The 19574-nt window shown below is 69.9% G+C and carries 18 protein-coding genes and 1 riboswitch; of the genes, 10 read left to right on the forward strand and 8 right to left on the reverse strand.

Annotated elements, in window-relative coordinates:
• Positions 1–34 precede the first annotated feature (34 nt).
• Both OG844_RS40060 and OG844_RS40065 read left to right on the forward strand, forming a co-directional pair.
• Positions 35–652 (forward strand): MerR family transcriptional regulator, encoded by a 618-nt coding sequence (locus OG844_RS40060; protein WP_406388502.1) that lies wholly within the window; start codon positions 35–37, stop codon positions 650–652.
• Between the two features lie 75 nt (positions 653–727).
• Positions 728–2182 carry a DNA polymerase IV gene (locus tag OG844_RS40065; RefSeq protein ID WP_406388501.1) on the forward strand — a complete coding sequence of 485 codons (1455 nt, stop codon included), beginning with the start codon at positions 728–730 and terminating at the stop codon, positions 2180–2182.
• On the opposite strand, the gene OG844_RS40070 is transcribed toward OG844_RS40065, so the two are convergent.
• On the reverse strand, positions 2104–2475 hold the full coding sequence (locus OG844_RS40070) for a PRC-barrel domain-containing protein (RefSeq protein WP_351169381.1): 372 nt from the start codon (positions 2473–2475) through the stop codon (positions 2104–2106). The two genes, OG844_RS40065 and OG844_RS40070, sit on opposite strands and share 79 nt — an antisense overlap.
• A 133-nt stretch (positions 2476–2608) precedes the next feature.
• Positions 2609–2704, forward strand: a riboswitch (glycine riboswitch).
• 191 nt (positions 2705–2895) lie between these two features.
• Between OG844_RS40070 and gcvP the strand changes: the two genes are divergently transcribed.
• Positions 2896–5781, forward strand: a complete 2886-nt coding sequence (gcvP, locus tag OG844_RS40075; protein ID WP_406388500.1) for an aminomethyl-transferring glycine dehydrogenase — start codon at positions 2896–2898, stop codon at positions 5779–5781.
• A gap of 70 nt (positions 5782–5851) precedes the next feature.
• Here the strand turns inward: gcvP and OG844_RS40080 are convergent, their stop codons facing one another.
• Together OG844_RS40080 and OG844_RS40085 are read right to left on the reverse strand one after the other, a co-directional pair.
• Positions 5852–6058, reverse strand: a complete 207-nt coding sequence (locus OG844_RS40080; protein ID WP_406388498.1) for a DUF5999 family protein — start codon at positions 6056–6058, stop codon at positions 5852–5854.
• Between the two features lie 287 nt (positions 6059–6345).
• Positions 6346–6951, reverse strand: coding sequence for a hypothetical protein (locus OG844_RS40085; protein WP_384614811.1), 606 nt, complete (start codon positions 6949–6951; stop codon positions 6346–6348).
• 487 nt (positions 6952–7438) lie between these two features.
• Here OG844_RS40085 and OG844_RS40090 point away from each other — a divergent pair, with 487 nt between their 5' ends.
• Positions 7439–8944 carry a glutamate--cysteine ligase gene (locus OG844_RS40090; protein ID WP_406388496.1) on the forward strand — a complete coding sequence of 502 codons (1506 nt, stop codon included), beginning with the start codon at positions 7439–7441 and terminating at the stop codon, positions 8942–8944.
• 136 nt (positions 8945–9080) lie between these two features.
• On the opposite strand, the gene OG844_RS40095 is transcribed toward OG844_RS40090, so the two are convergent.
• A complete protein-coding gene (locus OG844_RS40095) occupies positions 9081–10859 on the reverse strand; it encodes a substrate-binding and VWA domain-containing protein (RefSeq protein ID WP_406388495.1) in 1779 nt (592 codons plus the stop codon).
• Between the two features lie 183 nt (positions 10860–11042).
• On the opposite strand from OG844_RS40095, the gene OG844_RS40100 reads away from it, so the two are divergent.
• A complete protein-coding gene (locus tag OG844_RS40100; RefSeq protein WP_406388493.1) occupies positions 11043–11822 on the forward strand; it encodes a CPBP family intramembrane glutamic endopeptidase in 780 nt (259 codons plus the stop codon).
• Between the two features lie 43 nt (positions 11823–11865).
• Here the strand turns inward: OG844_RS40100 and OG844_RS40105 are convergent, their stop codons facing one another.
• Positions 11866–12687, reverse strand: coding sequence for a PhzF family phenazine biosynthesis protein (locus OG844_RS40105; protein WP_406388491.1), 822 nt, complete (start codon positions 12685–12687; stop codon positions 11866–11868).
• 204 nt (positions 12688–12891) lie between these two features.
• Here OG844_RS40105 and OG844_RS40110 point away from each other — a divergent pair, with 204 nt between their 5' ends.
• Positions 12892–13617, forward strand: coding sequence for a DUF2625 domain-containing protein (locus OG844_RS40110; protein WP_406388490.1), 726 nt, complete (start codon positions 12892–12894; stop codon positions 13615–13617).
• A 515-nt stretch (positions 13618–14132) separates the two neighbouring features.
• Here OG844_RS40110 and OG844_RS40115 read toward each other — a convergent pair.
• Positions 14133–14771, reverse strand: a complete 639-nt coding sequence (locus tag OG844_RS40115; RefSeq protein WP_406388489.1) for a hypothetical protein — start codon at positions 14769–14771, stop codon at positions 14133–14135.
• 112 nt (positions 14772–14883) lie between these two features.
• Between OG844_RS40115 and OG844_RS40120 the strand changes: the two genes are divergently transcribed.
• The gene (locus OG844_RS40120) at positions 14884–15507 is read left to right on the forward strand and encodes a PadR family transcriptional regulator (protein ID WP_406388488.1); all 624 of its coding nucleotides are present in this window, start codon (positions 14884–14886) and stop codon (positions 15505–15507) included.
• An 81-nt stretch (positions 15508–15588) separates the two neighbouring features.
• Here OG844_RS40120 and OG844_RS40125 read toward each other — a convergent pair whose 3' ends face one another.
• On the reverse strand, positions 15589–15792 hold the full coding sequence (locus OG844_RS40125; RefSeq protein WP_406388486.1) for a hypothetical protein: 204 nt from the start codon (positions 15790–15792) through the stop codon (positions 15589–15591).
• A 246-nt stretch (positions 15793–16038) separates the two neighbouring features.
• On the opposite strand from OG844_RS40125, the gene OG844_RS40130 reads away from it, so the two are divergent.
• From OG844_RS40130 to OG844_RS40140, 3 genes are all read left to right on the forward strand, one after another.
• Entirely contained in the window at positions 16039–16569 is a 531-nt protein-coding gene (locus tag OG844_RS40130; RefSeq protein ID WP_406388484.1) for a Clp protease N-terminal domain-containing protein, read from the forward strand.
• Between the two features lie 67 nt (positions 16570–16636).
• Entirely contained in the window at positions 16637–17680 is a 1044-nt protein-coding gene (locus OG844_RS40135; protein ID WP_406388483.1) for an EamA family transporter, read from the forward strand.
• Between the two features lie 159 nt (positions 17681–17839).
• A complete protein-coding gene (locus OG844_RS40140) occupies positions 17840–18802 on the forward strand; it encodes a DMT family transporter (RefSeq protein ID WP_406388482.1) in 963 nt (320 codons plus the stop codon).
• Positions 18803–18854: 52 nt separating this feature from the next.
• Here the strand turns inward: OG844_RS40140 and OG844_RS40145 are convergent, their stop codons facing one another.
• Positions 18855–19550 (reverse strand): pyridoxamine 5'-phosphate oxidase family protein, encoded by a 696-nt coding sequence (locus OG844_RS40145; RefSeq protein WP_406388480.1) that lies wholly within the window; start codon positions 19548–19550, stop codon positions 18855–18857.
• Positions 19551–19574: the final 24 nt, after the last annotated feature.

Consider the following 19574-nt stretch of genomic DNA (forward strand, 5'->3'; position numbering starts at 1 on the left):
CCTTCGAGATGGCAGGTCAAGGACGGAGGTCGGCGTGAGAAGCAGCGGCGACGGTACGGCTGCGGGTGGGCCGTACCGGCAGCACAGCAGTGCGGCCGACCACACCATCAGACAGCCGGTTCAGCCGGAGGCGGTGGCAGCGGACGGTGCGGTAGTGGCAGGTGACATCGGCTACCGGGGGCCGACGGCGTGCGCGGCGGCCGGGATCACCTACCGGCAGCTCGACTACTGGGCCCGTACGGGTCTGGTGGAGCCGAGTGTGCGTCCGGCGTACGGATCGGGGACACAGCGTCTCTACAGTTTCCGGGACGTGGTCCTCCTCAAGATCGTGAAGCGGTTCCTCGACACGGGTGTCGCGCTGCAGAACATCCGCACCACGGTCCAGCACCTGAGGGCCCGCGGATTCACGGATCTGGAACGGATGACCCTGATGAGCGACGGGGCGACGGTCTACGAGTGCTCCTCGCCCGACGAGGTCGTGGATCTGCTCCAGGGGGGGCAGGGAGTCTTCGGTATCGCCGTGGGCGTCGTCTGGCGCGATGTGGACGCGACCCTGTCGCAGCTCCACGGCGAGCGGGTCGACACGGGGGAGACGCTGATCGGCAACAACCCCGCGGACGAGCTGGCCCGGCGGCGCAACCGTGCGGGCTGAGCCACCGGGCCTGCTCCGCGCCGCACGGGCGCGGAGCAGGCCCGTTGTCAGTGGCATAGGGCAGCATCGGTTGATGTGAGATCCGCTCCCACCATCCTGCATCTGGACATGGATGCCTTCTACGCCTCTGCCGAGCAGGCGGCGAAACCGAGCCTGCGCGGCAAACCGGTGGTGGTGGGCGGACTGGGAATGCGTGGGGTGGTGGCCACCGCGTCGTACGAGGCCCGGCGCTTCGGAGTGCATTCGGCGATGCCCATGGCACAGGCGAGACGGCTTGCACCCAACGCCGCCTATCTGGTGCCGCGGTTCGCGCTCTACCGGACGGTGAGCGACCAGGTGATGGAGCTCCTCGGGCGGCTTTCGCCGCTCGTCGAGCCGCTCAGCCTGGACGAGGCCTTCGTCGACCTGGAGGCCGGCGGGGTCGCCGATGACGCGGCATCGGCCCGTGCGATCGGTGAGCAGCTGCGCACGGTCATCAGAGGCGTCACCGGACTCAGCGGTTCGGTCGGTCTGGCCGGTTCCAAGATGCTGGCCAAGATCGCCTCGGAGGAGGCGAAACCGGACGGTCTCCTGCTCATCGAGCCGGGTACGGAGCGCGAACTGCTCGCTCCCATGTCCGTGCGGATCCTGCCGGGCGTCGGGCCCGCCACCGGGGACCATCTGCGGCGCGCGGGGATGACGGTGGTCCAGGACCTGGCCGAGGCCGGGGAGGCAGAGCTCGTCCGCCTGCTGGGCAAGGCGCACGGCGTCGCGCTGTACCGCATGGCCCTCGGGCACGACGACCGGCCCGTCGTCGCGGAACGGGACGCGAAGTCCGTATCGGTCGAGGACACCTTCGACGTGGACCTGCACGACCGGGTCCGGGTCAGGACGGAGGTGGAGAGGCTGGCCGGACGGTGTGTGGAGCGCCTGCGAGGCGCGGGGAGGTCGGGGCGGACCGTCGTGCTCAAGGTGCGCCGCTACGACTTCTCCACGCTCACGCGTTCCGAGACCCTGCGCGGCCCCACCGACGACCCCACGGTCGTCAGAGAAGCCGCGGCGCGGTTGCTGGAGGCCGTTGACACCACCGGTGGCGTACGGCTCCTCGGAGTGGGTGTCACAGGGCTCGCGGACTTCACCCAGGAGGACCTCTTCGCGCAGGCCGCCGACGCCCGGCAGGCGGTGGCGGACGAGTCGGAGGACGGGGCCGACGGTGCCCCCGACGAGCCGGTCACGGCGGAGGAAACGGCCGAGGAGAGGGCGGACCGCCTCGCGGGCCGACGGTGGCCCGCAGGCCACGACGTACGCCACGAGGACCACGGCCACGGATGGGTGCAGGGCAGCGGTGTCGGCCGTGTCACGGTCCGGTTCGAGGAGCCGGAGGAGCGGCCGGGCCGGGTACGCACGTTCCGTGTCGACGATCCGCAGCTCCGGCCGGCCGACCCGCTACCCCTGGTGCGGGACCCCGTGGACTACTCCTCGTGGCCGGCCAGCCTGCCGAAGTCCCTGTCGGGCCCCGTACCGCCCGGCGCGGCGGAGTCCAGCCCGTAATGGCGGTAGAGCTGCAGTTCCTGCTCAGGGGAGAGATGACGGCCGACTCCGAAATCGGGGGCGTCCTTGATCAGGGCGCGGTCGAAGGGGATCACCAGGGTGCCGTCGACGAATTCGCTCGGTTCCAGCGGTACGAAGGCGTCCCGGGTGAACAGTCCGGTGCGCACGGCCGCCCACTCGGGTACACCGGTGGCGTCGTCGAGATAGACCTCGTCCACCGTTCCGATCTTGGAGCCTTGGCGGTCGTAGGCCTTGCGGCCGATCAGGCTGCGCGGATCGATGTCGGTCTGCACGGTGCCTCCCACTGGTCGCACTGCGGTCAGGGTGGTCGCAATAGCTCCACAGGCACTACGAAAGGCCAGATCCGGGGCTTCGGCCACTCGAGACGGCCGGCGCCGCCCCGCTGGTAGTCTGGAACACGGCTGCTGACCCTGTGCGGGAGAGTCCTCCGGAGCATTCCGGAGGCGCCGAAGGAGCAACTCCTCCCCGGAATCTCTCAGGCCCCCGTACCGCACGGACGAGGTCACTCTGGAAAGCAGGACGGGATCCGTACGGCACGTGCCGTGGCGGGCCCCGTCCTCACCGACGGTGAAAGCCGGTATGCCTCAGGGCGTGCCGGTGAAGCTCTCAGGTCGAGATGACAGATGGGGAGGCCGTTCGGGCAGCCACGCCGTGGTGCCCCTCGCAGGTCGTGAGACCAGGAGGCCTCCATCATGACCCCCCGTCGCACTCCGCTCTCCCAGCTGGAGCAGGGCATTCCCTTCGAGCAGCGCCACATCGGGCCCGATGCCGAGGCCCAGGCCAAGATGCTCGCCCAGGTCGGATACGGCTCCCTCGACGAGCTCACCGCCGCTGCCGTGCCGGACGTGATCAAGAGCGCCGAGGCGCTGGATCTTCCGGCTGCCCGTACCGAGGCCGAGGTCCTGGCCGAACTGCGACGCCTCGCCGACCGCAATCAGGTGCTCGCGCCGATGATCGGGCTCGGCTACTACGGCACGTTCACCCCGCCGGTGATCCTGCGCAACGTCATGGAGAACCCTGCCTGGTACACGGCGTACACGCCCTACCAGCCGGAGATCTCCCAGGGGCGGCTCGAGGCCCTGCTGAACTTCCAGACGATGGTGGCCGACCTGACCGGTCTGCCCACCTCCGGTGCCTCCCTCCTCGACGAGGGCACGGCGGCTGCCGAGGCGATGGCGCTCGCACGGCGCGTCGGCAAGGTCAGGAACGGCGTCTTCCTGGTCGACGCCGACACCCTGCCGCAGACCGTCGCCGTGATCCGGACCCGCGCCGAACCGACCGGCGTCGAGGTGGTCGTCGCCGACCTCACCGACGGAATTCCGGCCGATGTCGCCGAGCGCGGCGTCTTCGGCGTCCTGCTGCAGTATCCGGGCGCCTCCGGAGCGGTCCGTGACATCAAGCCCGTCATCGACCGCGCACACGAGCTCGGCGCGATCGTCACCGTCGCGGCCGATCTGCTGGCCCTGACCCTGCTCACCTCGCCCGGCGAGCTGGGCGCGGACGTGGCCGTCGGGACCACGCAGCGCTTCGGTGTCCCGATGGGCTTCGGCGGACCGCACGCCGGCTTCATGGCCGTCCGCGAGAAGTTCGCGCGCAGCCTGCCCGGCCGTCTCGTGGGCGTCTCCGTCGACGCCGACGGCAACAGGGCCTACCGTCTCGCCCTCCAGACCCGCGAGCAGCACATCCGCCGGGAGAAGGCCACCAGCAACATCTGCACCGCGCAGGTGCTGCTCGCCGTGATGGCGGGGATGTACGCCGTCTACCACGGCCCCGACGGTCTGCGCACGATCGCGCGGCGCACCCACAGGTACGCCACGATCCTGGCCGACGGTCTGCGGGCCGCCGGTATCGACGTGGTGCACGGCGCCTACTTCGACACCCTCACCGTGAGAGTTCCCGGTGCAGCTACCGGTGTGGTCGCCGGTGCCCGCGAGCGCGGGGTGAACCTGCGGCTCGTCGACGCCGACCACGTCTCCATCGCCTGCGACGAGACCACCACCCGTGCGCAGATCGCGGCCGTCTGGGCCGCCTTCGGAGCCGGCGGCGACATCGAGGCCCTCGATGCCGACGCCGAGGACGCGCTGCCCGGGAACCTGCTGCGCACCGACACCGTCCTCGCCCACCCGGTCTTCCACCAGCACCGTTCCGAGACCGCGATGCTGCGCTACCTGCGCAAGCTCGCCGACCGCGACTACGCGCTGGACCGCGGCATGATCCCGCTCGGCTCCTGCACCATGAAGCTCAACGCCACCGCCGAGATGGAGTCGATCACCTGGCCCGAATTCGGTGCGCTGCACCCGTTCGCGCCGGCCGAGCAGGCACAGGGCTTCCTCACCCTCATCCGTGAGCTGGAGGAGCGCCTGGCCGAGGTCACCGGCTACGACGCCGTCTCCCTCCAGCCCAACGCCGGCTCCCAGGGTGAGTTCGCCGGTCTTCTGGCCGTGCGTGCCTTCCACCGGGCGAACGGCGACGAGGGGCGTACCGTCTGCCTCATCCCGTCCTCCGCGCACGGCACCAACGCCGCGAGCGCCGTGATGGCGGGCATGAAGGTCGTCGTCGTGAAGACCGCCGACGACGGCGAGGTCGACATCGACGACCTCCGCGCCAAGATCGAGAAGCACCGTGACGAACTCGCGGTCCTCATGATCACCTACCCGTCCACGCACGGTGTCTTCGAGGAGCACGTCGCCGCGATCTGCGGCGAGGTGCACGACGCGGGCGGCCAGGTGTACGTCGACGGCGCCAACCTCAACGCGCTGGTGGGCCTCGCCAAGCCGGGCAAGTTCGGCGGCGACGTCTCGCACCTGAACCTGCACAAGACCTTCTGCATCCCGCACGGCGGCGGTGGCCCGGGCGTCGGCCCGGTCGGTGTCCGCGCGCACCTGGCGCCGTACCTTCCCAACCACCCGCTGCAGCCCGCCGCCGGCCCCGAGACCGGCGTCGGCCCGATCTCGGCGGCACCGTGGGGCTCGGCCGGAATTCTGCCCATCTCCTGGGCGTACGTACGGCTGATGGGCGGCGAGGGACTGAAGCGTGCGACGCAGGTCGCCGTACTCGCGGCCAACTACATCGCCAAGCGTCTGGAACCGCACTTCCCGATCCTGTACAACGGCCCGGCCGGTCTGGTCGCACACGAGTGCATCGTGGACCTGCGCCCGATCTCCAAGTCGACCGGCGTCAGCATCGACGACGTCGCGAAGCGGCTGATCGACTACGGCTTCCACTCGCCGACGATGTCGTTCCCGGTGGCCGGGACGCTGATGATCGAGCCCACCGAGAGCGAGGACCTCGCGGAGCTCGACCGGTTCTGCGACACGATGATCGCCATTCGCGGTGAGATCGAGAAGGTCGCATCCGGCGCGTGGAGCGCGGAGGACAACCCGCTGAGCAACGCCCCGCACACGGCGGCCGCGCTCGGTGGCGAGTGGACGCACGCCTACAGCCGTGAAGAGGCTGTCTTCCCGGCCGGCGTCACGCCTTCGGACAAGTACTGGCCGCCGGTGCGCCGGATCGACGGCGCCTTCGGCGACCGCAACCTGGTCTGCTCCTGCCCGCCGCTGGACGAGTACGACCAGTAGGAACGCGGACACCCGTCGGGGCCGGTGCGGAGACTTCTCCGGGCCGGCCCCCGTCTTTCTCCGGCCGCGGTCAGGCGGCCTTCATCACCTGGCCGGTCTTCAGCGTCCGGTGCGGGGCGATGATCTGCCCGTCCGGGAGCAGCTCACCGGTGTCCTCGAAGAGCAGGACGCCGTTGCACAGCAGGCTCCAGCCCTGTTCCGGGTGATGAGCCGTCAGGCGCGCGGCTTCCCGGTCGTTGGAGTCCGCGGTCGGGCAGGGTGGCTGGTGCTGGCACATGGATGGGTTCTTTCGCTGCGTTGAGTCGAGTGTCCTGCGGCTTGACGATGTGTTCATGGCCGCCCCCGTATCAGTCGGTCCGGTCCCAGTGTTGCCCTACGGGCGTCGTTCCGCAGGGATTTCGCAGCAGCTGCTCTTCTCCTCTCATGACGCATCACCCGGCCGGACGGTTCAATGCAACTGCACTGTCCCTTCGGGTGGTTCGGGGTGGCCTGAAGGGGCTAGTCCGGACGGGTACGGATGCGCCCCCGCCGTGGTGCACGGCGGGGGCGCATGGCGTTCGAGGATCAGGCAGGCGACCCGAGGAGGCCGGGCAGACCGGGCAGCGGAGCCGGGGAGACACGCATGGTCATGACCGGAAGCAGATCGGAGACGCGATGCGGTCGATGGGCCGTGATGCCGGGAGGAGCGGGCGCGAGGGGCACCAGCACATCCGTCGGGGCGAGGGTGCCTCCCCCGGCATCGGCTTCGGTGTCCGCGTGCAGCCACAGCGTGAGCATGTAGAGCTCCGGTACGGACAGCAGGCGCGGCTGGTAGTGCGCTGCCGCCGAATCCGCCTGTCGTACGGCGAGTTCGGTCGAGACGATGTACGGCCCCTCGAAGAAGTGGGAGAAGGTCCAGCCGTCGGCGGTGAGCATGGTGTCCGCGGCGGCCACGGCGCGCTCGCCGCTGCGGATCAGGAAGCGCCAGCCGGCCAGGCGGGTGCGGGGCGTGGAATCGTCGGGGACGATCCGGTCCAGTACGTGGACCGGGAGGGGCAGTTCGGGGCTCAGCGATCCCTGGACGGACCGGAGAGCGGGCGTGTGGGCCTCGCGGACTGCGGTGGGAGAACCGAGTGCCGCGAGAACGCTGCGCAGTGCGGGCGCTGGGGCCGGAGAAACATGCAGCGGCATAGTGGGTCGCCTCTCACTTGGAGACACGGTGATGCGTGGGCGGGTGCAGACGGCGCTGTCGGCGTGCGGGGCCAGAGGAAGGCCGGTGACGGGCGGACGGGCCGGTGCGTCAACTCTCTGCCTCGTTCGCAGAGTTTATACGACAAGTGTTCACACGGTGTTTCGTCTAGCTGTCCCGCATATTGCACGCAAGGCGGGATCGAGCCTTTGAAATGTGGAGATGGTGTTGGTTCGGCAGGCCCTGGATGCCCCCTGCCAGGTTTTCTTCCGACACAGCGGTAGGCTGAAACCCGTCGGTGTTTCTACCACGTATCCGGCGGCGACTGTGCATTGGCCGCATGCCGAAGGAATGTGCCTCCGGCTTCTGTCGCCAGACTAGCGGGTACGCGTGGACATCGGGGCGTTATAGATCACGCCGTCTGGGCATTATCGATCGTGATGCGAGCGGCCTGGGCCGCGGGCCGCCCACTCGAGGAGGGACCCTTCGATGGGCGAGAAGGTCGTGGCGGGCGCCTTTGACCTGTCCGATCGGCAGGCGTACCGGAAAAAGCTCTCCCAGTGCCTGGAGGGACTGGGGAGGCTCCTGTCGGAGGGGAGGTTCGATCGTCCCAGAAATCTCATGGGTCTGGAGATCGAGCTCAATCTGGCGGGCTCCGACGGTATGCCGAGGATGCGGAATGCGGAGGTGCTCCAGCGGATCGCCAGCCGGGATTTCCAGACCGAACTCGGGATGTTCAACCTGGAAGTAAATATCCTTCCGCACCGGCTGAGCGGACGGGTTTTCGATCAGCTCGCCGAGGAGCTCCGTACCGGACTTGCATATGCCCACAGGAAGGCCGTCGAGGTCGATGCCGGGATCATGATGATCGGAATCCTGCCCACTCTGGGCCGCCACGACGTGGTCTCGGCCAATCTGTCGGACGTGGACCGATACACGCTTCTCAACGATCAAATGGCCGCGGCACGCGGTGAGGATTTCGCCCTCGATATCGAGGGCGTCGAACGCCTGGTGGCCACTTCCGCCTCCATTGCGCCCGAGTCGGCGTGCACCTCCGTCCAGCTCCATCTGCAGGTGACGCCGACACGCTTCGCGGACGTGTGGAACGCCGCCCAGGCCATCGCGTCCGTCCAGATCGCACTGGGGGCCAATGCCCCCTTCCTGTTCGGCAAGGAGCTGTGGAGGGAGTCCAGGCCGCCCCTGTTCCTGCAGGCCACAGACGTGCGGCCGCCTGAGCTGACGAATCAGGGGGTCCGCCCGAGGACCTGGTTCGGGGAGCGCTGGATCAGCTCCGCCCACGAGCTCTTCGAGGAGAATCTGCGCTACTTCCCGCCGCTGCTGCCGATCTGCGACGACGAGGAACCCTTGCGCGTGCTCGACGAGGGCGGCGTTCCCACGCTTGCCGAGCTCGTACTGCACAACGGCACGGTCTACCGGTGGAACCGGCCGGTGTACGGCCTCGTCGACGGCATTCCCCACCTCAGGGTGGAGAACAGGGTCCTTCCCGCCGGCCCGACGGTCACCGACGTGATCGCCAACGCCGCCTTCTACTACGGCCTGGTGCGCGCGCTGGCAGACGAGTCCCGGCCGGTGTGGACCCGGCTGCCCTTCGAGGCGGCCGCCGAGAACTTCGACGCCGCCTGCCGCCACGGAATCGACGCGGAGCTGCTCTGGCCCCGTCCGGGCCGCTCGGGCGGGGTCGCGAAGGTGCCCGCTGTCCAGCTGGTGCGGGACGAGCTGCTGCCCCTCGCCGCCGCCGGGCTCGATGCCTGGAACATCGAGCCCGTGGACCGCGACCGCTACCTCGGCGTCATCGAGGAACGCTGCAGGCTCCGGGTGAACGGGGCCTCCTGGCAGGTCGACACGTACCACCGGGCGCTGGAGGCAGGTCTCGAACGTGAGGCCGCGCTGGCTGCCACCACCCGGCGCTACGGGGAGCTGATGCAGGCGGGCGAACCGGTGCACACCTGGCCCGTCGGCTTCCCGGCTCCCTGAGGGCGGGAGACGGCGGAGCCCCGGCCGGGGGGAGGCTGCTCCTGGGCGCCGGGGGAGGCTGCTCCCGGGCGCCGGGCGCTCTGGTCCAGGGCGTCGGTCTCGGGTCTTGGCCGCTCGGCGGAGGCTACTCCCGGTCTCAGCGACCACTCTGCCCGGCCGTCATGACTGCCTGCAGGATGACAGCCTGGATCTCGGCGGGGTCGCTGACCCCGTAGCAGCCTCCGCCGGTGACCTCAGCCATCTCCGTCACCTCCGCGCGGTCGGCGTCCGGGCCCACCGCGATCGCGATGATCGGAACCGGCCTCTCCGGGTCCGAGACCTCCTTCAGCCGGTCGATCAGGGCGCTCCTGGAGATGCTGTGGTCGTCCTGGTTCGAACCGTCGGTGAGGAGGACCAGGGCATTGAACTTGCCCTTCACGTACGACGACTGCGCCTCCTTGTAGGAGGCCAGAGTGGTGTCGTACAGGCCGGTCGCGCCGTTCGGCACGGGCTCCAGCGCGTTGAAGGCCGCCGAGAGCCTCTCCCGGTGCGTTCCGCCGCCCTTCGCCGGTTCGCCGAGCCTCCGGGTGGGCACCACCCGGCGGTAGTCCTTGTCCCCGTCGAGAGTCGTCGCGAACACCCACAGGCCGATCTCGTCGTCGGGCGTGAACTGGCCCAGTGCCTGGATCAGCGAGGCCTTGGTGACGTCCATCCGCGACCGGTCACGCCCCGGCACCGTGACGGCCATGGAACCGGAGGCGTCGACGACCGCGGTCAGCCGGGCGCTCTGCACCGTGACCGTCCACATGCCGAGGGTCTCCTGGAGCACATCGGCGGAGGGCGGTACGGCGGCAGGGGTGGCGAACGGCTGAGGAGTTCTGCCGCCCGCGGACTCGACCAGCGCGGCCTCGGTGGTGCCGTCGGTGGTGCGGAAGCCGTTCTTCTCCAGGACGGCGTGGGCTTTGTCGTCGTCCAGCAGTCTCATGAACCGGAGAGCGGCTCTGCTCTCGTCGCTGGTCAGCTCGGCGCTGTTGACCAGCGCGTACGGATAGTTGAGGAGCGGGGTGCCGTCCGCGGGGTAGAAGAGCTGGAGCCTGCCCGCACTCGGCGAGCTCGCGTTGTGGGTGAACGCCGCCTGCTCGGAGACCAGAACCGCCTGATTGTGCTCCGGATTCCCGCCTTCGACTCCTGAGGCGTCCTGCGCCAGCGACTCGAGCAACTGTCTGTCGCTGTCGGACATCCGCTGCGCCAGGGCCTTGGCCGTGGCGGCGACCTCGGTGTCGTGGTCGCCGCCCGGCCCGCCGGCCGACGCTCCCATGCTGCTGAGAGCCAGCAGGCCGGTGGCGCTGCGTGCCGGATCGGCAACTCCCAGACGTACCTCGTCCGATCCCATGGCCGAAGCAGCCAACTCGGCCCAGGAGTAGGTCTTCTCGGGCCAGCCCAGTGCCTTGGACGCGGACGGCACCATGCCGACGGTCACCGGGGAGGTGGCCACGAAGTCGCCCGGGGCGACCGGGATGCCGCTGCCCGTGCCCTTCGCGCGGTCCAGCCAGAGGTCGGAGTCCGGCAGCCAGACCTGGTAGCCGGGATCCCCCGAACCCGTGGCGAGCGCGTTCGCGACCTTGTAGGAATCGCGGGCCAGAACGGTGACATGGAGGCAGCGGTCGTCGGATCGCGCCGACTCCTCGCGCGCCCTGGCCGCGACGGTCCTGACGGCAGGGGCGATGTCCGGGGAGGCGACAACGGTCAGGCGTACCGCCGCGTCCTCGCAGGAGTCCGATAACGACAGCAGGCCGCCCTCCGCCGCGACCGCTGTTCCCGCTGCCGCGGCAAGCACGAGCACCGTGGCGATGGCGACGGAGCGACGGTGACGCGGGGGAGGGGTGTCCCGGTGACCCTCCGCCCGGCAGCCGTCGGGCAAGCTATGACGTCCCATGTCGATGGTGCCTCCTTGAGGATGAACAAGGAAAAAGGGGGACCGCACCATCGGCAATGGCGATTGTCCCCCGGCCTGTCACGCATGATCTTCGTACCTGCATTCGAGACCTTAGCGGGACGGCGGGCGGCATGAGTTGCGATTGCAGAACTGAAGGCAGGTGTACTGGTGGAGGCGGGGCGCGTGGCTGAATTCACTCCTCATGAGGCCGTTTCGCGGCGGATCCTGCGGCAGGAGACGGTGCTGGTGCTGGCCCTCTCGCTGGGGGCCAGCGGGGTGTCTGCCCTGATCAGCTTTGTCGGGTCGTTGACGAAACCAGGAGGCTTGAAGGATCAGGCCGCGACGCTGAACGGCTCGTACGCGCCAGGCCGGCCGTGGTTGGATCTGGCCTGGCAATTGTTCGGGATCGCAACGGCCCTGGTGCCCGTCGTGCTGGTGGCTCATCTGCTGACCCGTGAGGGCGCCGGTCTGCGCGTCCTCGGATTCGACCGGACCAGGCCCTCGTCGGACCTCGGGCGCGGCACCCTGGTCGCGGCGGGGATCGGCAGCGCCGGGCTGGTGTTCTATCTGGTGGCGCGGGCGGGCGGATTCAACCTGACGGTGGTCCCCGAATCGCTGCCCGAGGTGTGGTGGAAGTTCCCCGTCCTGATTCTCTCCGCGGTGCAGAACTCCGTTGTGGAGGAAGTCATCGTCGTCGGCTATCTGCTGCGCCGGCTGCAGCAGTTGGGCTGGACGCCCATGGCCGCCCTGATGGCGAGTTCCGTGCTGCGCGGCTCCTACCACCTGTACCAGGGCATCGGCGGCTTCATCGGGAACATGGTCATGGGCGTCGTCTTCGTGCTGCTGTACCGGCGCTGGGGACGCGTCGGTCCGCTGGTGGTCGCGCATGCCCTGCTCGACATCGGGGCGTTCGTGGGATACGCGCTGCTCGCGGGGAAGGTGAGCTGGCTGCCGACGCCGTGAACGAAGGGGCCGGGGTGCGCGGACCCGCGCACCCCGGCCCGCGTCAGAGTGCGGCCAGCAGTTCCCCGTCGATGACGGTGACGGCGCTGCCGGTCAGCAGGGTGCGGTCGCCGCGCAGTGAGGTGCGGACGAGGCCGGAACGGGCGGAGGCCTGCAGGCCGGTGAGGTCCTCGCGCCCGAGGCGTGCCGACCAGAACGGGGCCAGGGCGGTGTGGGCGCTGCCGGTCACCGGATCCTCGTCGATGCCGACTCCGGGGAAGAAGCCGCGCGACACGAAGTCGTAGCCGCCCGAAGGGTCCGCGGCCGCGGCCGTGGCGATGACGCCACGCCGGGAGAGGGCGACCAGTCCGGCGAAGTCCGGCGAGAGCGCGCGTACGGCAGCCTCGTCGGCGAGTTCGATCAGCAGGTCGCCGATGTGCGATCCCGTGTCGTGGACGGAGACGGGATCGGCGCCCAACGCCTTCGCCAGGCCGGGCGGGGCGGTGACGGGTGTCAGCGGAGCTGTCGGGAAGTCCAGCGTGAGGGTGCCGTCCGGGTGGGTGGTGGTGCGCAGGATTCCGCAGCGGGTCGAGAAACGGACCGTGCCGCTCGCCGTTCCCGTGGTGTGCAGGACGTGCGCGGTGGCGAGTGTGGCGTGCCCGCAGATGTCGACCTCGGTGGCCGGGGTGAACCAGCGCAGCGCCCAGTCGGCGTCGGCGCCGGGCGGCAGCGGGTGGGCGAACGCCGTCTCGGAGAGGTTGACCTCGGCGGCGATCTGCTGAAGCCGTCCGGGATCGGGGAAGGGGCCGGATTCCAGGATCAGGACCCCGGCGGGGTTGCCGGCGAAGGGGCGGTCGGTGAACGCGTCGACGATGCGGATCCTCATGACGGTGACCGTAGGCGGACCGGTGGGCGCGGTCCAAGGCCAATTCCCGGTTGGCGGCCCTGCTGTCCTGTGACGGTGAACCTTGACCGTTGTCAGCGAAGTTCGCCCAAGACGTCGCATGGCCCATCCAACGCCCCGGACTCCGGGCCGGGTGTGGTTCGGCCCGTGCGACGGGGCGGTGGGGAGGGGTGCGACCATCCTCGGATGCGAGCGATCGACGAGTTGACCCATGTGGATGATCCGGCGTGGCCAGAGCTTCGGGAGACGCTGTCGGCGAGCTCCGCACCCGTTCAGGTGCTGTCTGCCGACGTCGACGAGGGTCGCCGATGTCTTCTGCAGATGCAGGTCACGGCGCGATCGGTGCTGGGTGCTCTGGCGCTGAACACCGGCGGGCTGCTCGTGGACAACGGGTGGGTGCGTGTGTTCGGCGGGGGTGCGGTCACGGGCGGAGGGCTCCCGAGTCTGGCGCGGGTCAACCGTTTTCCCGCAGACTTCGATCCGGTCTGGCATCCCGCGACAGGTCTGATCGTCGGCCACGACGTCGTCGGTGGGGTCTTCGCGCTGAACGGTGGCGATCCTGCGGCTGTGGGCAGGCCAGGGGCACCTGGGCAGATGACGTACTTCGCTCCCGACACCCTTCAGTGGGAAGCGATGGAAATGGGCCACTCCGGATGGGTCTCCTGGCTGCTCTCGGGTCGGTTGGAGACGTTCTATGACGGGCTGCGATGGCCGGGCTGGCGTGAGGAAGCTGCGGCCCTGGCCTTCTCGCAGGGCATTTCTGTGTACCCGTTCCTGTGGTCCGAGGAGGCCCATGCCGATCTCGCGGCGACACGTCGGCGGCCTGTGCCGATGCGCGAGGTCATCGGAGTCGCTGCGGACTTCGCCCGGCAGATGGGGCCGTCCGATCCTGGGTTCCTCGGCGACGTGTGACCGGCTGGTGCATGCCGTGGGGGCAACGGCTCCGCGAGCACGTCGCTCACGTGTCATCGCTGTGTGGATGAGCGTTCCAGAGGCGTCTGGGGGCTTCGAGTTCGGTTCGAGGGAAGTGCTCACCCCATTTGGCCAAGTAGCCGCTCTCGTCGTAGGTCCGAGCCACCTCGTCGAAACAGCGGATCACGGCTCGGGCCGGCGTGTCGATGTGAAGTCGGCTCGACCAGATCTCGGTGCCCTTGTTGTCGCTGCCGCGGCGAAGTTCCAGGATGCGGATCCAGGCGTCGCCACCTTGGCGGTAGAAGATCCACCGGAAGGCTGTGGTCTCGGCTTCGAACTGCGCGCGGGTGTCCGTCTCGCCTGAGACGAGCCGGGCCGGGCCACGGCAGTCAGGAACTCCTTCGGAGCGCTGGTGATGCAGGAGGCTGTGAGTTCGGCTTTGGCCTGTTGGTCTTCACCGGTGCAGTCGGCCCAGCCGTGTCCGTCCAACCTCCAGGTCATGCGCATGCCCGTCGTCACGTCCGTTCCGTGTTGAACGGCGCCGGCGGTATGCCCGGCGGAGGAAGGTCGAGAACGCGGGCAAGGGCGGCGACCAGAGGAGCAGAGTGGTCGGGCAGGTGCTCGGAAACCCGGTCGGTCGCCACCGCTGGGAACCCAGTCAGGTCATGCTCGGCGCCGGCGAGCAGATGGCGCAGCTCCGGGACTGACAGTTCGATCACTGAACTGCCGGTCCGATCGGTGCCGACGGTCAGACGGATGGTGTCGCCGAGGCGCTCGGCCGTCGACGGGTGAGGATCGTGGCCGTACCCGATTCTGCTGCTGCCGTCGGCGACCCGGTACCAGTCGTGCCAGTCTTCCGGTCCGTCACAGCAGCTGGGCGAGAAGGCGACGGCTGTGGAGGTGTCCGTGACCCGCAGGCCGCCCGCGGCATAGGGGGTGTCGAGAGTAAGCAGTCCGTGCAGGAAGCCGCTCAGAGGGTGTGCCGGCCGAGGCGGCAGATCGGCGGAATCCGCAGGGTCGACGTCATTGCATGCGGCGATGCGCATGTCAGCCGTACCGATCTCGGCGGGTGAGAGCTCGCTGCTGAGCGTCAGGAAGCTGAACCGTTCGGTCCGGAGGACGGGCCGGAGGGCGAAGCCATCGGGGGTGTTCATCCCCAGGACGGCTGCGCATCCCGATCACCTGGCGAAGTGTTCCTTGTCAGGCGATCGGTTCCGATATATCGTTGAAGCATCGTGACAGATCAACGATGGAAGGAGCGTAGCGATGCGTTCACATGGACACGAGCATGAGCACGGACATGGGCACTGCGGGCCCGGTCATCAAGGTCGGGGCGACTACGAGGGGAGGCGGGCAGCCTTTGGCTCGTTCGGCCCGCCCTTCGGTGGCGGACCGTTCGGTGGCGGGCCCTTCGGCGGCGGACGCGGCCGGGGCGGCGGCAGGGGAAGGGCGCGGCGCGGCGACGTGCGAGCGTCGATCCTGGCGCTGCTCAAGGATCGTTCGATGCACGGTTACGAGATGATCCAGGAGATCGGCGAGCGCAGCGGAGGGGCCTGGCGGCCCAGCCCCGGATCGGTCTACCCCACCCTTCAACTGCTGGAGGACGAGGGCCTGATCGTCAGCGCGAGCGAGGGCGGCAAGAAGCTGTTCACCCTCACCGAGGCGGGCAGCACCGAGGCCGAGACCGGTCCCGAGGCGCCGTGGGAGGAAGTCGGGCGTGGAGTCGACTGGGAGGGTGTGAACGAGATCCGCCAGGCCGGGTTCGGCCTGATGGAGGCGTTCGGGCAGGTCTGGAAGACCGGCTCCGCCGATCAGCGCCAGAAGGCGCTCACGGTGATCAACGATGCCCGTAAGAAGCTCTATCTGATCCTTGCCGACGACGACCACTGACCCGTGGGGTGTGCGACCGTACGCCGCAAGGGCCCTGTTCCGCGGGGCCCTTGCGGCGTACGTCGTGTGCGGGTGCCCGCTTCACGGGCGGGCGATGAGGTCCGCCGGCCCCGTCCGCCAGATCGCCGCCGCGTCGAACCGGTCCGAAGCGCGGGGGTGCGGACCGTCGTCGTGGCAGTGGAACGCAGCCCAGAAGAGGTCGGCGGGCAGTGCGTCGGCGGGGGCGTGGACGCGGTAGACGTACTGCCGTCCGTCCAGGGCCGGCAGAGCGACCGACCAGGACACGAAAGGACCCTCCTCCCGCCGGTGTCGTCGGATCGGTGTGGCCTGAGGGACGTGTCCGGCGCGTCACCGGTTGCGCCGGGAGTGCGGCGCAAGGCGGCGCGCGCTCTTTCCGCGGACCGGTGCCCCGTGCGAGCCCGATCTCATCCGCAAGGATGAGGAACTCCGCAGGTGCCCGCCCTCGGTGGGATACGCAGATGGGCCGTGCCGGGGATGCCGCCGTGTTCCGGGACTGATGGGGTGGGTTGTGTGCACAACCGGACACCCTGGATACCCGAACAGCCCGCACCGAACGACGCCGGATTCACCGCTGAACTGGCCTCGGTGGTCACAGGTGCGCGCAGACGGGCCCTGCGTGACGGCGACCGCCACATCGACACAGCTCATCTGCTGCACTCGCTCATCGAATCAGATCCTGAGGTCCGTGCCGTTTTCGACGGTGGACCCAAGCTGGCACGGGTCCTCGGCTATCTCGTGCAGCGCAGCATCGGCTACGGGCTCCGCTGGCAGGGGACCCTGGAGCACTCGGGTGACCTGACGGCGGTGGCCGGGCCGGGGGCCGACGGGTGGTCACCCTCGGCCGTCGCGGCAATGGGCCGGGCGGAGCGGGGCGCGGTTCTGCGCGGGGAGTCCCGCGCCGGTGGGCTCGACATTCTCGGCGCACTGGTGGGGGACCCGGAGTGCCGCGCCGTCGAGGTGCTGGAGCGGGCGGGCGTGGAGGCGGCGTGGCTTGCCGGGCGTACGGCGGACCGGCTGGCCGAGGTTTCCCGGCAGGGGTGATCATGGACACCCTTCCGACAGGCGTGACGAGGGTGACGCTGCTGACGCGGGCTGTCATGATGTGCCGATGCACGCGTCTCAGGGGAGAAGCGCCGGTCTGGGCCTGGCCTTGGTCTCGGCGCTCGCATTCGGTGGTTCAGGGGTGGCGGCCAAGCCGCTGATCGAGGCGGGGCTCGACCCGTTGCACGTGGTGTGGCTACGTGTGGCGGGCGCAGCGCTCGTCATGCTGCCCGTCGCCTGGCGGCACCGGCATCTGGTGCGTGAACGACCGGCCCTGCTGGCCGGTTTCGGGCTCTTCGCCGTCGCGGGCGTGCAGGCCTTCTACTTCGCCGCGATCTCCCGTATCCCCGTCGGTGTCGCCCTGCTCGTCGAGTACCTGGCGCCCGCGCTGGTACTCGGCTGGGTGCGTTTCGTGCAGCGCAGGCCCGTCACCCGGGCCGCCGCGGCCGGGGTGGTCCTCGCGGTCGGCGGACTCGCCTGTGTCGTCGAGGTGTGGGCCGGACTGAGCTTCGACGCCGTCGGCCTGCTGCTCGCGCTCGGAGCGGCGTGCTGTCAGGTGGGCTACTTCGTCCTGTCCGATCAGGGCAGTCGTGACCGAGGGAGCCACGGCGACACCGAAGCCGGGCCGCCGCATCCGTTCGGCGTGATCGCGTACGGACTGCTGGTCGGGGCTGCGGTACTCACCGTGGTGGCCCGGCCGTGGGGCATGAACTGGGCGGCTCTGGGCGGGAGCGCCGAGATGAACGGGAACGCCGTTCCCGCGTGGGTGCTGCTGGGCTGGATCGTGCTGCTCGCGACCGTGCTCGCCTACGTCACCGGTGTGGTGTCGGTACGGCTGCTCTCACCGCAGGTCGCCGGTGTTGTCGCCTGCCTGGAGGCGGTCATCGCGACCGTGCTGGCCTGGGTGCTCCTCGGTGAACACCTCTCCGCGCCCCAGCTCGTCGGCGGCGGTGTGGTGCTGATCGGGGCCTTCATCGCGCAGTCCGCCGCGCCCAGACCGCCGTCCGGTCCGGTGGCGTCCGGCGCCGGAGTGCAGGTATCGGACGGTGAGGACGGCGGCGGCTCCGCCGTCGCGGAGGGTGAGTTGTCCGGGCACCGGACCGCACCGTAGGGTGGCGATCATGCACCTGACCGTACTTCCGCCGCCTGTCGCCTAGCGCGCGCGGCCACTCCTGACGAAGACCGGGCTCGGGCAGTCCCCGAGCGGTTCGTCGCTGCCCGCGTGCGGAGCCGAGCGACCACCACCCCCCTCTTCCTCCGGAGAAGTCACGTGTCCCACCCTGTTTCCGGCCTGCCCGTCGGGCGGAGCCTCCTCTATCTCGTTGTCGCCGGTATCGCCTGGGGCACCGCGGGCGCGGCCGCGTCCCTGCTCTTCCGGGTCAGCGATCTCGGCCCGCTCGCCCTGTCGTTCTGGCGGTGCGCCGGGGGTCTCGTACTCCTGGCGGGCGTGCTGGCGCTGCGACCCCGTCGGCCGGGCGCCGCGCATGAGTCCCGCCGTCTGCGGCTGCTGCGCATCCTGGGGACCGGCATCGGTCTCACGGTGTTCCAGAGTGCCTACTTCGCGGCGGTCGAAGCGACCGGTCTCGCGGTCGGGACCGTCGTCACTCTGGGGGCCGGGCCTGTCCTCATCGCGGTCGGCGCACGGCTGTTGATGGGGGAGCGGCTGGGCCGGGGCGGATTCGTCGCCGTCGCCGGTGCCCTCGCCGGTCTCGCCGTGCTCGTGCTCGGCGGCGAGGCCGCCGAAGTGCGGCCCGTCGGGGTGCTGCTGGCCCTGCTGTCCGCCGCCGGTTATGCGGCGATCACGCTGCTGACCCGGTGGCTGGGACGCCAGGGCGCGTCCGGCGACTCACTCTCCACCAGTGCGTGGGCGTTCGGCATCGGCGCGGTCGGTCTGCTGCCTGCGGCGCTGGCCGAGGGGCTCGTGCCGCACACCGCCGCCACGGGGCAAGTGCTGTGGCTGATGGTCTATGTGGCGGCTGTGCCGACCGCGCTCGCCTATGCGCTCTACTTCGCCGGCGCCGCTGCGGTCCGGTCGGCGACCGTGTCCGTGATCATGCTCCTGGAGCCGGTGAGCGCGGCCTTCATCGCGGTCACCGTCCTGCGGGAGCAGCTCACCGCAGCGACGGTCGTCGGCACGCTGCTCCTGCTCGGTGCGGTGGCCGGGCCGGCCCTCGACGAGGCGCGCGGCGCGGCTGCCGCCGTCCGCAGGCGCCGGGAGGCCCTGCCCATCTGATCCCGTGTGCCGGGCCCGTCCACGTGACGGGCCCGGCACACGAAGAGGCGTGTCAGAGAGCGGCCAGGTAGTCCGGTACGGGCACGGCGGGGTCGAGGTCGTCGGACGGAACCGGTGCGGCGTAGCCGTGGGCCAGCGGCACCACACCCGCCCAGTACGGCAGCGTGAGGTCTGCCTCGTCGTCGTTCGGCCCTCCGGTGCGTACCTTGGCGGAGACCTCGTCGAGGTCCAGCCGGATGACCGCCGTGGCGGCGAGTTCCTTCGCGTCGGCCGGCCGGGAGTCCAGCGACCTGCCGGGAACGACCTGATCGACGATGGCGTCGAGGGCCACGCGCCGTTCCTCGGGGTCGGTCACCGTGCGGGCGACTCCGTGCACCACCACGGAGCGGTAGTTCATGGAGTGGTGGAACGCGGACCGGGCCAGCACCAGGCCGTCGACGAGCGTGACCGTCAGGCAGACCGCCAGGCCCGGATCCGACGCGCCCGCCGTGCGCAGCGGCCGGGATCCGGTCGAGCCGTGCACGTACAGCCGCTCGCCGACCCTGCCGAAGAGGGTCGGGAGCACGACCGGTGCCCCGTCGCGGACGAATCCGAGATGGCAGAGGTAGCCCTCGTCGAGTATCGAGTGGACGACCTCCCGGTCGTACGAAGCGCGTTGCCTGGCACGGCTCGGGACCGTGCGCTCGGTCGGCTCGTACGGGGCTGCGACTGCCTGGCCGGTGCTGTCGGGCGTTGCGGTGTCCGGCATTGCGCTCTCCATTGCACTAGTGCA

The organism is Streptomyces sp. NBC_00887 (genome assembly GCF_045207585.1).

What these genes read in the sequence shown, in the direction of transcription:
- OG844_RS40105 (WP_406388491.1), bottom strand. Translation starts at nt 12,687, where the DNA reads ATGAGGATCCGCATCGTCGACGCGTTCACCGACCGCCCCTTCGCCGGC.
- OG844_RS40120 (WP_406388488.1), top strand. Translation starts at nt 14,884, where the DNA reads ATGCGTTCACATGGACACGAGCATGAGCACGGACATGGGCACTGCGGG.
- OG844_RS40090 (WP_406388496.1), top strand. Translation starts at nt 7,439, where the DNA reads ATGGGCGAGAAGGTCGTGGCGGGCGCCTTTGACCTGTCCGATCGGCAG.
- OG844_RS40145 (WP_406388480.1), bottom strand. Translation starts at nt 19,550, where the DNA reads ATGCCGGACACCGCAACGCCCGACAGCACCGGCCAGGCAGTCGCAGCC.
- OG844_RS40095 (WP_406388495.1), bottom strand. Translation starts at nt 10,859, where the DNA reads ATGGGACGTCATAGCTTGCCCGACGGCTGCCGGGCGGAGGGTCACCGG.
- OG844_RS40085 (WP_384614811.1), bottom strand. Translation starts at nt 6,951, where the DNA reads ATGCCGCTGCATGTTTCTCCGGCCCCAGCGCCCGCACTGCGCAGCGTT.
- gcvP (WP_406388500.1), top strand. Translation starts at nt 2,896, where the DNA reads ATGACCCCCCGTCGCACTCCGCTCTCCCAGCTGGAGCAGGGCATTCCC.
- OG844_RS40080 (WP_406388498.1), bottom strand. Translation starts at nt 6,058, where the DNA reads ATGTGCCAGCACCAGCCACCCTGCCCGACCGCGGACTCCAACGACCGG.
- OG844_RS40110 (WP_406388490.1), top strand. Translation starts at nt 12,892, where the DNA reads ATGCGAGCGATCGACGAGTTGACCCATGTGGATGATCCGGCGTGGCCA.
- OG844_RS40115 (WP_406388489.1), bottom strand. Translation starts at nt 14,771, where the DNA reads ATGAACACCCCCGATGGCTTCGCCCTCCGGCCCGTCCTCCGGACCGAA.
- OG844_RS40135 (WP_406388483.1), top strand. Translation starts at nt 16,637, where the DNA reads ATGCACGCGTCTCAGGGGAGAAGCGCCGGTCTGGGCCTGGCCTTGGTC.